The sequence below is a fragment of the Neorhizobium alkalisoli genome (assembly GCF_002968635.1).
Classification (GTDB): domain Bacteria; phylum Pseudomonadota; class Alphaproteobacteria; order Rhizobiales; family Rhizobiaceae; genus Neorhizobium; species Neorhizobium alkalisoli.
The window spans coordinates 1-12557 of sequence record NZ_PVBN01000013.1; the positions used below are offsets into that span (position 1 = coordinate 1).

The following is a 12557-nucleotide window of genomic DNA, read 5'->3' on the forward strand; positions in this document are numbered from 1 at the left end:
TACGCGTAGTCGAAGATCATCGCTTAGTGCCTGTGCCATCATCCACCTCTCCGCTGTGGATGTTGAATCAGCTTCGGCTCGCCCCGTCACCTCACAATCGATTCATCGATTACAGGACCTGCTCTAGCCAGGGCATGGGCGAGCGCACGGCCGGGGTCGCTGATTGGCTCATAGGGTTCCTCCTGCAAATGAGGAGCAAATCATACCTTTGCAGGCGGCATTCGGAAAACGACTTTTGCTAAATCGATCCATCACTGCATTTGATGGAGCTCAAGGAGTTCCGGGCGGATCGATCGCCGGAGGGTGGGCGCGCGCAAGCCGGGCCTCCCGCCAGATGGTGAAGATGCCGGCGGCGATGACGACCGTGCAACCGGCGACCACGTTCACCGTCATTACCTCGCCGAAAAGGAAGACGCCCATCAGGCAGACGATCACGGTCTGGATATAGGACATCGGCTGTACGACGACGGCATCGAGCAGGTCATAGGCGCGGATCAGGAGATAGTGCCCGCTCATGCCGGTGATGCAGAGGGCGAGCATCCAGAACCAGTCACCGAGCGTGATGTGCGTCCAGTAGAACGGACCGACGAACGTAATCGCCAGCGCCCCGGCGACGCCGGTGTAGAAGAAGGCGGTGTCGGGCGTGTCGGTCCGGCTCGCGAGCCGCGTCATGATCGAGTAGACCGCAAACATCAGCGTGCCGACGATAGGGATGATGATCTTTGCATCGAACGTCGCCTGCATCGGGTTGATGATCATCAGGATGCCGATAAAGCCGATGCCGATGGCAGCCCAGCGGCGCCAGCCAACTCGCTCTCCGAGAAACGGCACCGAAAGACAGGCGACGACCAGCGGCGTTGCGGCAAAGATGGTATGGGTGGAGGCGAGGCCGACCCGCGCGAAGGAGAAGATCGACACCACGATCTGGGTCACGAGGAGCACGCCGCGAGCGATCTGCAGCCATGGCCGGTTGGCTGCGACGACGCCTTTCAGTCCGACCGGCGAGCGGCCTGCGAGAAACAGCGCAAAGCCCGCAAAGGCCCAGTAGCGGATCATCGTCACGAAGATCGGCGGATAGGCTGTGCCGAGATGTTTCGAGATGCCGTCCTGAACGGAAAAGATGGCCACGGCCGAAAGCGCGCAGAGAATGCCGATGGACCGAGGTGTCATGCGGGAGGTCTACTTCTGGGGCCGGTCGCACCGGCAGAAAGCGCCGGGCAGGGGAGGAACGGAATAATTAGTCCGTTTCCGGCCGTTCTCCAAGATGTCAGGAGATCTGCTTTTGCGAATACCTGCCATGCGTCAGGCGGGAAAGAGATCGACCGCCGAGCCCCACGGGTTCTAAGGCGTACGTATCACCTGGCGAACTTGCGCGCACCGGCGACACAGAGGATCACCGCGACCGTCACCGCAAACATCGCCCAGCTTACGGATTCGCGCAGAAGGGTCGCAGCGAGAGCCAGCCCGAGGAACGGCTGCAGGAGCTGCAACTGACCGACCGAGGCGATGCCGCCCTGGGCGAGGCCGCGATACCAGAAGACGAAGCCGATCAGCATGCTGAACAGCGAGACATAGGCGAGGCCGGCCAGTGCCGGAGCTTCGATGCCGGAGAAGTTTTCAGGCATGGTGGCGAACGCGGTAACGATCATCGGCGGCAGCGACAGGACGAGCGCCCAGGAAATCACCTGCCATCCGCCGAGCCTCCGCGAAAGCCTGGCGCCTTCGGCATAACCGAGACCGCAGACGATGACGGCCGCCAGCATCAACGCATCGCCGAGCGGCGAGGCCGTCAGTCCCTGGGCCAGCGCGAACCCGGCCACCAGCCCGCTTCCGAGGATCGAGAACAGCCAGAATGCGGGTTTTGGTCTTTCTCCGCCCCGGATGACGCCGAAGATCGCCGTCGCAAGCGGCAGCAGACCGATGAAGACGATGGAATGCGCCGAGGTGACGTGCTGCAGCGCAAGCGCGGTCAGCAGCGGAAAGCCGACCACGACGCCGAGGGCGACCACGACCAGAGATGTGACGTCGCTCCGCGACGGCCGCTTCTCCCGAAACAGCAGGAGCAGCCCGACTGCCAATATTCCCGCGATCGCGGCCCGCGCGACCGTCAGGAACACCGGATCGAATTGCATCACCGCCACGCGGGTGGCGGGAAGCGAGCCGCTGAAGATGACCACGCCGATAAACCCGTTGATCCATCCGGCTGCTGTACGGTCCATGAAGCACTCCATCATTTTCCAGTTCTTATCCGTCACGGTGAGTGGCTTGGCCAGCTACGGTCTGATACGGTTTCGCGAAACTGTTATGGTGAAGGATGCAGTACGGATGAACGGTGAGGCGGCGGGCAGCACCCGGGTGTCGATGGTCATGACCACGATCAGACAGCGCATCGCCGGCCGCAGCCTGACGCCGGGCGCCAAGCTGCCATCGGTTCGCGGGCTGGCAGGCACGCTCAAGGTCTCCACCTCGACGGTGGTCGACGCCTATGAACGTCTCGTCGCCGAAGGGGCGATCCTGTCGAGGCCGGGCTCGGGCTTTTATGTCGCGAGCCAGGCGGCGCCGTTCTCGCTCTCCGAGGTCGGGCCCAAGCTCGACCGCGCCGTCGATCCCTTCTGGGTATCCCGCCAATCCCTGGAAGCGGGCGAGGGCGGGCTGAAGCCGGGTTGTGGGTGGCTGCCGCCGTCGTGGCTTCCGGAAGAGAGCATCCGCCGGGCGCTGCGGGCGCTTTCCCGTAGCGAAGGCCCTTCACTGGCCGATTACGGCTCGCCGCTGGGTTTGCCGCCGCTTCGCCAGATCATTGCGCGGCGGATGGCCGAACGGGGGATCGAAGCGTCGCCGGATCAGGTCATGCTGACCGAATCCGGAACCCAGTCGATCGATCTTCTGTGCCGTTTTCTCATCGAACCCGGTGATACGGTGCTGGTCGACGATCCCTGCTACTTCAACTTCCATGCCTTGCTGCGGGCTCATCGGGCAAAGATCGTCGGCGTCCCTTACACGGCCTCAGGCCCCGATCTTCAGGTTTTCGCCGAGACCTGCGCGGAGCATCGGCCGCGGCTCTACATCACCAATTCCGCCATTCACAATCCGACGGGTGCCGTGCTTTCCCCGGTGGCGGCCCATCGTGTCCTGAAGCTTGCGGATCAGTTCGACCTCACTGTCATCGAAGACGACATATTCGCGGATTTCGAGCATGTCGCCGCGCCGCGTCTGGCCGCCTTCGACGGGCTCGACCGGGTCATCCATATCGGCAGCTTTTCGAAGACCCTGTCTGCCTCGGCTCGCTGCGGCTTCATTGCCGCCAAGCCCGAATGGATCGATGGCCTGACCGACCTCAAGATCGCCACCACCTTCGGCGGCGGGAGGCTGACCTCGGAACTGGTCCTCAACGTATTGAGCGACGGCAATTATCGCAGACACGTAGACGCTCTGCGGACGCGTCTGTCCCAGGCGATGGCCGATGTTTCGGCAAAACTGAAGGGCCTCGGCATCACGCCCTGGATCGAACCGCAGGCGGGCATGTTTCTCTGGTGCCGGTTGCCGGACGATGTGGATGCGGCCGGCGTTGCGCGGGTGGCGCTGGAAAGGAATGTCGTGCTGGCACCTGGAAATGCGTTCAGCCTGTCGCAATCTGCGACGAACTTCATGCGCTTCAACGTTTCCCAGATGCTCGGCCCGCGCGTCTTTGACGTGCTTCGCGATGCCATCTCGCAGGCCAAGGCTCCAAACGGCCGCTAAGCCGGAACCTTTTCCTTCAGCAGGCCGGAAACCATCACCAGAAACGCCTCCGCGGCCTTCTTCGAGGCGGCCTGAGGATCCTCTGCGCCGGCAATCCAAAGTGCTGCGCTGAGCGTCGCGCCATTGACGAGGCGCGCGGTCGCCTCCGCGTCCACGTCCCGGATCGTGCCTTCATCGATCAGCGTCTGGACGCGCGCCGTCATGCTACGGATACAGGCGTTCTGGTTCGGCCAGCTCGAGGGATCGCCGAGCACCGCCGGCCCGTCGAGCAGCATGATGCGGCGGATTTCCGGCTCCAGCGCCATCTCGATATAGGCGATATTTTCATCGACGAAGCCCTGCCAGGCCGTTTCCGCCTTGCTGGAAATGGCGCAAAGCCGGTCGGACATTTCTGCATCGATTTCGGAAATGACGGCCTGCATCAGCCCCTTCTTGTCGCCGAAATGGTGGTAGAGAGCGCCGCGCGTCAGCCCCGCCTGGGCGGTGAAGTCGTCCATCGACGCTTCCGCATAACCTTGCGTGGCAAAGGCGTGGCGTGCTGAGGCGATCAGCTTGGCGCGGGTTTCGGCGATCATTTCCTTGCGCGGCTTATGGGCCATGCGGAACTCCAGAAATTTATTCGCATACGATGCGTATGTTAATTGACATACGAGACGTATGCTACTATTTAGCTCTCATACGCGGCGTATGTAAAGGTCATCCCAACATAACTCAAGGAGCCCGTAATGCCCAATCCCTATGGTGAAATATTCCGGAGGCCGGGGACGAAAGCTTTCTCCGCCGCGGGTTTTATAGCCCGCCTGCCGCTGCCGATGACGACGATTGGCGCTGTCGCGATGCTGTCGCAGACCCACGGTGAATATTGGCTTGCGGGGGCGGTATCGGCCACCTTCGCGCTCGCCAATGCCTTCATCTCTCCGCAGGTCTCGCGCTGGATAGATGCGAGAGGTCAGTCGGCGGTTCTCGTTCCGACGACCATCGTCACCTTTCTCGCCCTGGTCGGGCTTGCCGTCGCGGCCTGGCAGCGATGGCCGAACTGGACGCTCTTCGCCTTTGCTCTTGTTGCCGGCCTGATGCCGAGCATGATGGCGATCGTAAGAGCCCGCTGGACGGAGATCTACCGCGATCAGCCTGAGCTCCATACCGCCTTCGCGTTTGAATCCGTGCTCGACGAGGTGGTCTATATCTTCGGCCCGGTGGTCGGTATCGGCCTCAGCGTTTCCCTCTTCCCGGAAGCAGGCGTTCTCGCCTCTGCCGCCTTCCTCGCCATCGGCACCGCCCTCTTCGTCGCCCAGAAATCGACCGAACCCAAGGTCGATCCGCAGCGCGAAACCGGCAGCGGTTCGGTCATGCGGCTCCTCTCCATGTGGTTCGTGGTGACGGTCTTTGCCGGCATGGGCACGATCTTCGGAACGGCCGAGGTTTCGGTGGTCGCGTTTGCGGAGGCCATGGGCAATAAGGGCGCGGCGAGCTACATCCTCTCGGCCTATGCCGCCGGTTCGTTTGTCGTGGGTCTCGTCATCGGCGCCATCAAGTTCAAGACGCCGCTCGCCCGCCGCCTGATTTTCGCGAGCCTGATCGCCGCCGTCACTACGCTGCCCATGCCTTTCGCCGACAATCTCTGGGTGCTGACGCTGGTGGTTTTCCTGGCCGGTGCGGCGATCTCGCCGACCTTCATCACCGGCATGAGCCTGATCGAGCGCATCGTGCCCTCTTCGCAGCTTACCGAGGGCATCACCTACGCCATGACCGGCGTCGGCATTGGCTTCGCGCTCGGCTCCTCGGTCGCCGGCTGGACGATCGATGCCTATGGCGCCTCGAACGGCTTCTGGGTTGCGGTCGCCGGCGGCCTCACGGCCCTCGCCACCATGCTGCTCGGTTACGGCCGTCTCAGCAACCCATCGCGGCAGGTGGCCCCGCCATCTGCCGCATTGAACCCGGCAGAGTAAGCGGTTTCCCGCACACCGGGCCGGCACTCGACAGATCTGGATCGGCCTTTGGTGCCCTGAGCCGCCCGTGGTAGATTGCCCCGGGCGGACTTTTGCGAAAGCTGGCGAGCCGGGGCTTTGGGCGATGCATTCCAGGTCCTGCGGCTCCCCATCTGTAGGAGAGTGTCATGCCGACAGCAGCAACCTCAACCGTCGAAGAAGAAGAAATCCGCACGCGCGTGGATGGTTTGGCGCACGCATTGCGCGCCAAGGACGTCGATGCCCTGATGGCCTATTACGCCGCGGACACCGTGGTCTTCGACATCAGGCCACCCGCGCAGATCCGGAGCGCGGATGCCTATCGAAAGAACTTCGAAACATGGTTCGCCTCGATTGAAGGAGCGATCGATTATGAACTCCACGACTTGCAGATTGCGGCGAATGGCGATGTCGGATTCTGCCACAGCCTGAGCCACGTCAGGAGCTTAAGGACAGGCGGAGACAAGGTCGACTACTGGGTCCGCGTGACATCCGGCTTCCGCAAGGTCGAGGGCCGGTGGCTGATCGCCCACGAGCATATCTCGATGCCGATCGATCTCCAGACCATGCAGGCACAGCCGGGATTTCAACCATAGCTCTGCAACGAGCCTTCCGCCTCCATTCAATATCGGAACCGTCACTTCCGCAGCCGCTCGAAATAAAAGCGTTCCATCTCTGGCACATAGCGCACCAAGGTAAAGCCCGCTTTCTCCAGCAAACGTCGTGAAGCGGTATTTTCCCGGCGGGCGAAGGCCGCGACTTTCGGCAGTTTCAGAGCTTCGTCCGCCTCTTGCAAAGCAGCCGTCGTCAGCTCGCTGCCGAACCCTTTTCCCCAGGCATCGGGGTGAAAATAGTAGCCGAGTTCGACGCCCCAGCCGGGGTCGAAGGGATCGTCGTAAAGCCCGCCCCAGCCGATGACCCGATTGCTCTCCTTGAGCTCTGCCGTCCAAGGCGCATACCCGTCCCTGCGGCGCCGCCACTCATGCACCGCCACCCGTCGCCGACATTCCTTCAATGAGCGGTCTACGTGAGTGAACTGCATGGCTTTTGGATCGCCCAGGAATTCGAAAAGCTCGGGGACGTCTGCAAGCCGGGGACGCCGGAGGATCAGTCTTTCCGTGACGATCATCGACATCAGCCCGGATTACGCGCGGCGCTTGATTGCCCAGGCATCCCGCTCCGCCGTTACCGTCGCTGCATCGCCGAGCTTGATGCGGCCGGTGCTGCGCGGCACTGCGTTCCAGCCGAAGAGGGGACCCGGCACCCGCCGGTCGGCGGACATGCGGATGCGGCCCATGGCTGCCATCGGGCTCGGTGCTTCGCGGGAGCCCGTCTGCTGGTCCTGGGTAGTCATGATGCAGCGGGCGCAGGGTTTGACGAAGTCGAAGCGGATACCGGAAATCTCGACGCCTTCCCAGTTGTCTTCCTCGAAGGGCTCGTCATGATCGAGCACGATATTCGGCCGGAAACGCTCCATGCCGATAGAGCCCTCGTCATGCTTTTCCATGTCGGCATTGAGGGCAGCGAGCGATCCGGTCGTGGTGATCAGCACCTGATAGCCGTCCGCGAAGGTGACGGGCGTATCCGGCCCCGCCCATTCGGCGCTCGCCGTACGCGTCGACTGGTCGTCGAAGAAGACCAGCCGGATGTCGCGGCCCAGCCAGCCTGAAAGGGTCTCGTTGACCGCATCATCAGCCACCGCCGCGCTGACTATCGATTTCCATACCGCCACGTCCAAGCGACGGTCGGTCGGCGGCTGCTTCACCTCGATCTCGCCCTTGCCGTCGATCGCGAAGCGGAAGCCGCCGTCTCCAGGCGTCACCTGAAGCTGCGCCAGCGCCTGCAGTTCCCGCTGCGTGATGAAATGGCCGGAAGGATCGGTCACCATCATCCGTCGGTCGCCGGGAATGCCTTCCGGTCCGATTTCCGCCTCGGCGAGGGTAATGCCGCGGCCGCTCTTCAGTGGATAGAAGTTGAGTTCGCTCACGCGCATGATGATATCCCTCAGATTTCGTCGACGAAGAGGTCGAGCACTGTTTTCAGCCGTTCGTGCCGCTCGTGCGCCAGAGCGCGTCCTGTGGCGGTCTGGAAACCGTCGGCGAGCTTGAACAGCTTGACTGCAAAATGGTCGATGGCGAAGGCCTTGTCGTCCAGTGGCCGGTCCTTTGCGAGCGGATCGACGGGATCGTAGAGGCCGGAGCCCATGCGGCCGGCGATGTAGAAGCAGCGGGCCGCCCCCACCATGCCGATCGCATCCAGCCGGTCGGCATCCTGCAATATCTTCGCTTCCAGCGTCTCCGGCGTGATGTTTGCCGAAAAGCTGTGGGTCGTGATCGCATGTGCCACGGCTTCGATATCCGCCTTGCTCCAGCCGATGCCGGCAAGAATGTCTGCGGCCTTTTCCGCCGCCAGTCGCGAAGCCTGCGATCTCAAGGGCGAGTTCTTCTCGACCGCGACGCAATCGTGGAGCAGCACCGCGGCTGCGAGTACCCGGCCGTCGCCGCCCTCCTGCGCATGGATGCGCAGGGCGTTGCGGAAGACGCGCAGGATATGGGCGATGTCGTGGCTGCCGTCGTCGCCTTCCGTCGCGTGCGGGATCAGGGTTCTGGCAAGCTCCTCGAAAGGCGAGAAGGCTGCGGCAAGCGAAACGGTCACGATGCGGGTTCCTGCGAATCGGCGAGTTCGGGTTCACCGTTCTTCTTCACCAGAATGCGCTGGTAGAAAAGCCCGATGCCGATCAGCACCGCGCCGAGGCCGATGAACGAGACTGCCCTGAGGATGCCTTCGAGGTTCGACATGTCGACGAGGAACACCTTCACGACCGCGACGAGGACCAGGCCGGCGGATGCAAGCCGCAGGCTCTTGGCGTCAAGCCTCGAGCCAAGCGCCAGCAGTGCCACGCCGATCAGCAGCCAGACCACCGAATAGGTATAGGTTTCGCCCTGCAGGAAGCCTTTCCAGTCGGCGATGTTCTCGCCCTGCCAGAAGCGGCGCACCGAAAGCGTCGCCCAGAGGAAGCCGAGCACGGCGCCGGCGAGCGCCAGCATGACGACATAGGGCTGCGGCCGCCGCCCGCGCGCATACCAGGCGACGAGGCCATAGGCGAGCGCCGGCAGAAGATAGCCGATGAGCAGCAGGTTGAAGAAGGGCCAGGGGCCGGTGCTCTCGCCGCTGAAATAGGGGTTCAGCGCGAAGAGATGCAGCGACAGCACGTTGAGCGTCGCGATCACGCCGGCAATCATCGAACCCCAGCGGAAGACCGGGCTCGGAGACTTGAGATCGAGGGTCAGCAGCACGCCCGAGAAGCCGACCGTCACCAAGGTATAGATCGACTGTTCGCCAAGCGTCGGCACCCGGTCGTCCAGCACGCCGCCGTTCATTGCGTGCCGCACCAAGACGGCGACCGTCATCAGGCCGGCGAGCGAGGCGAGCGCCTGCATGACGTTGCGGATGCGGAAATCCGGGGAATCTCTAAGCAGCCAGGCGGTTGCGATCGCAAGCAGCGTCGGAATGCCGTAGCCTGGCAGCAAGGCGTTGAAGAAGGGCGTCGTGCCGAGGCTGTTGATGCCGACCAGCGTCGGTTCCCAGGCGATACGGCCGAAGACGATCAATGTGGCGGCCGCCATCATCCAGGGCAGCGCTGGCCAGGAGCGTATCTGCATCGCCAGAACGTAGGCGAAGCCGAGAACCGAAAGCAGGATCGTCGTCACGATGCCGTTGGTCAGCGCATGCAGCGAAAGCGCAAAGCCTGCGAAGGAGCCGGCGACGAGAAGATTGGCCGGCCAGTCGATAGGAGAGCCGATCCGGTCCTCCGTCGTTTCCGCGCTCCTGCGAAACAGCCAGTCTGCGCCGGCAAGCAGAACCACGCCGAGAGCGAGGCCATAGAGCCCGTGCGTCCAGTCGCGGCCGAGATTGCCGAAGTTGAGGAAGCTGATTATCGCGAGCGTCACCGGCAAGGCCGGCATCAGCACGCTCCAGAGGACCGAGAATTCAGGCTCAGTGCTGCGGAATCGCCTCAGGAAGGCAAAACCGAGAAGCGTGAAAATCGCGCCGAGAGCCAGGCTGATGACGATCTCGTGTGTATAGGTCAAGACCGCCACAGGCTGACCTTCGGTCGGCGGCGGTGGAATGTAGTCGAGCAGCAGAAGCGCTGTCAGCGCGATGGCGAGTACGGCGCCTGCAGAGGAGATCAACGCCGGCCAGACCGCATAGGCCCGGCTCGCGCCGAGCGCCGCGAGCGCGGCGATCACCGCGGCAGAGGCGAAGAGCGGGTCGATTCCGGCCGGAAAATCCGCAAGCAGCATGGCAAGCGCCGGCAGGACCGCCATGATCGAGACCGACAGCGTGATCTGCAGAGGTGAACGCCCGAGAAGCGCGCTCCAGCCGGGCTTCGCCGGCCGGTCCAGGCCGTATCGTGCACCGGGCCAGAAAAAGCCTGTGCCGGCGATCATCACGATCAGCGTCAGCGTCGGCGGCATGGCGTCGAATTCGTCCGCGCCCATCGCGTAAGCGATGACCCAGAGCCCGATGCCGATATTGGCAAGCGTCGGCACGACGGTCCACCGGCGGAAGCGCGAGGCGGCGTTGACCGCAAACCAGGTGAGGCCGAGGAAGAGGAAGAGCGCATGGGCGCTCGGCTCCTCGCTCGCCACCAGTGCCGGCGTGATCAACGAGGCGAGCAGTCCAAGCCCGGCCAGCGCCTGTCCGTGCAGCAGCGAGAGCGCGATCGTCGCGAAGGAGACGAGGGCCAGCAGGATGAAGGCGCTCGTCGGCCCGATGAATTCGTAGACTGCATAGGCCGCGAAAACCGCGCCGAGCAGCGTCACAGCGCCTGCCGCCGTCAGCGCGCCGGGGATCATCGCATTCCTGAAGCGCTCCGAGGCCTGCGGCATGGCGCGCCGCCGCACCACTTCGCCGCCCACCATCAGGACAAGGCCGAACAGGAAGGCGAGGGTGAGGCGTGCGGCAGGCCCCAGCAGGCCGGCCTCGATCGAATAGCGCACCAGGAAAATGCCGCCGAAGGCAAGTGCCACGCCGCCCACCCAGACCGGCCAGCGGGCGCCGAGATAGCTCTCGAGATTTTCCTTCGTTTTCGGCTTGGCAGCCGGTTGAGGTGCCGTGGCGGGTATGAGATTTTCCTGACCGGCTCCGAGTTCGCTTTCCTCGGCATTCGCCGATGCCGCTGCGAGATCTTCGGCGGTCGCCGCATCCTCGACGCCTTCGCGCGCCGCGAGTTCGACCGGCGATGCCGGTTCGTCTGCGGTCGCCTCGGCCGCCGCTTCGGCGGAAGCCGCGGTCACCGCCGCTGGAAGCGGAAGCCCCTGCCGCGCCAGGAGATCGGCCTTGACCGCCTCCAGTTCCTTTTCCAGTCCGGTGATGCGGTTGGATGCCCGGCGGTGCAGGCCAAACACCAGGATGACGAGAAACAGCAGCAGGATTTCGGTCATCGGCGGGCTCGCGGATGGAGGAATTGTTCCAGGCTTTATACAATTGCCGGGTGAGGAAAGGGAAGAGCCACCCCTTTCGTCCAATCGAATGACGAAGCCATGGAAAGCGTTACCCTTTCCAAGTTTCCTACGCCGATTTCAGTCGCTCCGCTTGGTGGGCGCCGCGGGCGCCCGTGCCGAAAACCGCAGCAGGATGTTGCCGGCAAAATCGTCTTGTGCACAAAATTTGATCTATCATAAAATATGATGACTTTGTGTGCAATTTCAGCTTGCGCAACAGCAGAAGAAAGGCTTGGATGGCCATCAAACAAAAAACCTCCAGGGGACGACCTTTCATGATCTCGCGCAGACTGCTTTCCAAACTTTCCGCCGTCACGGCGCTGGCGCTTGCCGCCGGTTTCACTATGCCGGCCCTACCGGCCTTGGCGGAAACGCCGGTCAAGGTGACGCTTGACTGGAAGTTCGAGGGGCCGGCTGCCGGTTTTCTGCTTGCCCAGGACAAGGGTTACTTCAAGGCGGAAGGCCTCGACGTCACGATCGACACCGGCAACGGCTCGGTCGAGGCAATCCCGCGGGTCGCCACCGGCGCCTATCAGATCGGTTTCGGCGACATCAATTCGCTGATCAAGTTCCTCGACGAGGATCCGTCGCAGAAGATCAAGATGATCATGATGGTCTACGAGCGCCCGACCTTTGCCGTCGTCGGCCGCAAATCGCTCGGGGTCACCACCGATCCCAAGTCGCTCGAGGGCAAGAAGCTCGGCGCGCCGCCGCCGGATGGCGCCTTCGCCCAGTGGAAGGCCTTCAAGCAGGTCGCCAAGATCGACGACAGCAAGATCGCCATCGAATCGATCGGTTTTCCGGTCCGTGAGCCGATGCTCGCCCAGGGCAAGGTCGATGCCGTCTTCGGTTTCGCCTTCTCGGTCATCCTGAACCTCAAGGCGCAGGGCATCAAGGACGAGGACATCGCCACGATCCTGATGGCTGAAAACGGCCTCAACCTCTACGGCAACGGCATTACGGTCAACGCTGACTTCGCTGCCAAGAATCCGGCCGCCGTAAAGGGTTTCGTGAAGGCGCTCGCCAAGGGTTTTGCCGATGCCGTCGCCAAGCCGGAAGAAGGCGTTGCCGCCGTCCTGAAGCGCAACGAGACGCTGAACAAGGACATCGAGCTGCAGCGCCTCAACATGGCGAATTCCATGAACATCAAGACCCCTTATGTCGTCGCCAACGGTTTCGGCGGCATCGATCCGGCTAGGCTCACCGCCTCGATCGATACGCTGAAGGTCTCCATGGGCCTCAAGGGCAATGTGAAGGCCGATCAGGTGTTCGACGCAAGCTTCCTGCCCCCCAAGGAAGAGCGAATGCTTCCTTGATCGTCGATGGAGAACCCGGGTCAAACCGG

At 63.0% G+C, this 12557-nt stretch carries 11 protein-coding genes; 4 read left to right on the plus strand and 7 right to left on the minus strand.

All coding sequences use genetic code 11. From position 1 onward, the window contains the following. Positions 1–270: 270 nt before the first annotated feature. Both C5L13_RS23385 and C5L13_RS23390 read right to left on the minus strand, forming a co-directional pair. A complete protein-coding gene (locus C5L13_RS23385; RefSeq protein WP_105385686.1) occupies positions 271–1170 on the minus strand; it encodes a DMT family transporter in 900 nt (299 codons plus the stop codon). Positions 1171–1355: 185 nt separating this feature from the next. Next, positions 1356–2219, minus strand: coding sequence for a DMT family transporter (locus C5L13_RS23390; RefSeq protein ID WP_105385687.1), 864 nt, complete (start codon positions 2217–2219; stop codon positions 1356–1358). 85 nt (positions 2220–2304) lie between these two features. Between C5L13_RS23390 and C5L13_RS23395 the strand changes: the two genes are divergently transcribed. After that, entirely contained in the window at positions 2305–3738 is a 1434-nt protein-coding gene (locus C5L13_RS23395; RefSeq protein ID WP_105385688.1) for an aminotransferase-like domain-containing protein, read from the plus strand. Here C5L13_RS23395 and C5L13_RS23400 read toward each other — a convergent pair. Further along, positions 3735–4337 carry a TetR/AcrR family transcriptional regulator gene (locus C5L13_RS23400; protein ID WP_105385689.1) on the minus strand — a complete coding sequence of 201 codons (603 nt, stop codon included), beginning with the start codon at positions 4335–4337 and terminating at the stop codon, positions 3735–3737. The two genes, C5L13_RS23395 and C5L13_RS23400, sit on opposite strands and share 4 nt — an antisense overlap. A 126-nt stretch (positions 4338–4463) precedes the next feature. Between C5L13_RS23400 and C5L13_RS23405 the strand changes: the two genes are divergently transcribed. Together C5L13_RS23405 and C5L13_RS23410 are read left to right on the plus strand one after the other, a co-directional pair. Continuing rightward, a complete protein-coding gene (locus C5L13_RS23405; RefSeq protein WP_105385690.1) occupies positions 4464–5687 on the plus strand; it encodes an MFS transporter in 1224 nt (407 codons plus the stop codon). Between the two features lie 167 nt (positions 5688–5854). Beyond that, positions 5855–6301 carry a YybH family protein gene (locus C5L13_RS23410; protein WP_105385691.1) on the plus strand — a complete coding sequence of 149 codons (447 nt, stop codon included), beginning with the start codon at positions 5855–5857 and terminating at the stop codon, positions 6299–6301. 41 nt (positions 6302–6342) lie between these two features. Here C5L13_RS23410 and C5L13_RS23415 read toward each other — a convergent pair whose 3' ends face one another. From C5L13_RS23415 to C5L13_RS23430, 4 genes are read right to left on the minus strand one after another with little or no spacing between them, the layout of a single operon-like run. Next, positions 6343–6834, minus strand: coding sequence for a GNAT family N-acetyltransferase (locus C5L13_RS23415; protein ID WP_105385832.1), 492 nt, complete (start codon positions 6832–6834; stop codon positions 6343–6345). A gap of 15 nt (positions 6835–6849) precedes the next feature. Beyond that, on the minus strand, positions 6850–7698 hold the full coding sequence (locus tag C5L13_RS23420) for an MOSC domain-containing protein (protein ID WP_105385692.1): 849 nt from the start codon (positions 7696–7698) through the stop codon (positions 6850–6852). Between the two features lie 11 nt (positions 7699–7709). Next, on the minus strand, positions 7710–8360 hold the full coding sequence (locus C5L13_RS23425) for an HD domain-containing protein (protein ID WP_105385693.1): 651 nt from the start codon (positions 8358–8360) through the stop codon (positions 7710–7712). After that, positions 8357–11152, minus strand: a complete 2796-nt coding sequence (locus C5L13_RS23430) for a DUF2339 domain-containing protein (protein WP_105385694.1) — start codon at positions 11150–11152, stop codon at positions 8357–8359. Before C5L13_RS23430 ends, C5L13_RS23425 begins: the two co-directional genes overlap by 4 nt. Before the next feature lie 335 nt (positions 11153–11487). Between C5L13_RS23430 and C5L13_RS23435 the strand changes: the two genes are divergently transcribed. Beyond that, entirely contained in the window at positions 11488–12528 is a 1041-nt protein-coding gene (locus tag C5L13_RS23435; protein ID WP_105385833.1) for an ABC transporter substrate-binding protein, read from the plus strand. Positions 12529–12557: the final 29 nt, after the last annotated feature.

Excerpts from the sequence above, each read along its gene's own strand:
- C5L13_RS23385 (WP_105385686.1), bottom strand. The coding sequence starts at position 1,170 with ATGACACCTCGGTCCATCGGCATTCTCTGCGCGCTTTCGGCCGTGGCC.
- C5L13_RS23390 (WP_105385687.1), bottom strand. The coding sequence starts at position 2,219 with ATGGACCGTACAGCAGCCGGATGGATCAACGGGTTTATCGGCGTGGTC.
- C5L13_RS23395 (WP_105385688.1), top strand. The coding sequence starts at position 2,305 with ATGGTGAAGGATGCAGTACGGATGAACGGTGAGGCGGCGGGCAGCACC.
- C5L13_RS23400 (WP_105385689.1), bottom strand. The coding sequence starts at position 4,337 with ATGGCCCATAAGCCGCGCAAGGAAATGATCGCCGAAACCCGCGCCAAG.
- C5L13_RS23405 (WP_105385690.1), top strand. The coding sequence starts at position 4,464 with ATGCCCAATCCCTATGGTGAAATATTCCGGAGGCCGGGGACGAAAGCT.
- C5L13_RS23410 (WP_105385691.1), top strand. The coding sequence starts at position 5,855 with ATGCCGACAGCAGCAACCTCAACCGTCGAAGAAGAAGAAATCCGCACG.
- C5L13_RS23415 (WP_105385832.1), bottom strand. The coding sequence starts at position 6,834 with ATGATCGTCACGGAAAGACTGATCCTCCGGCGTCCCCGGCTTGCAGAC.
- C5L13_RS23420 (WP_105385692.1), bottom strand. The coding sequence starts at position 7,698 with ATGCGCGTGAGCGAACTCAACTTCTATCCACTGAAGAGCGGCCGCGGC.
- C5L13_RS23430 (WP_105385694.1), bottom strand. The coding sequence starts at position 11,152 with ATGACCGAAATCCTGCTGCTGTTTCTCGTCATCCTGGTGTTTGGCCTG.
- C5L13_RS23435 (WP_105385833.1), top strand. The coding sequence starts at position 11,488 with ATGATCTCGCGCAGACTGCTTTCCAAACTTTCCGCCGTCACGGCGCTG.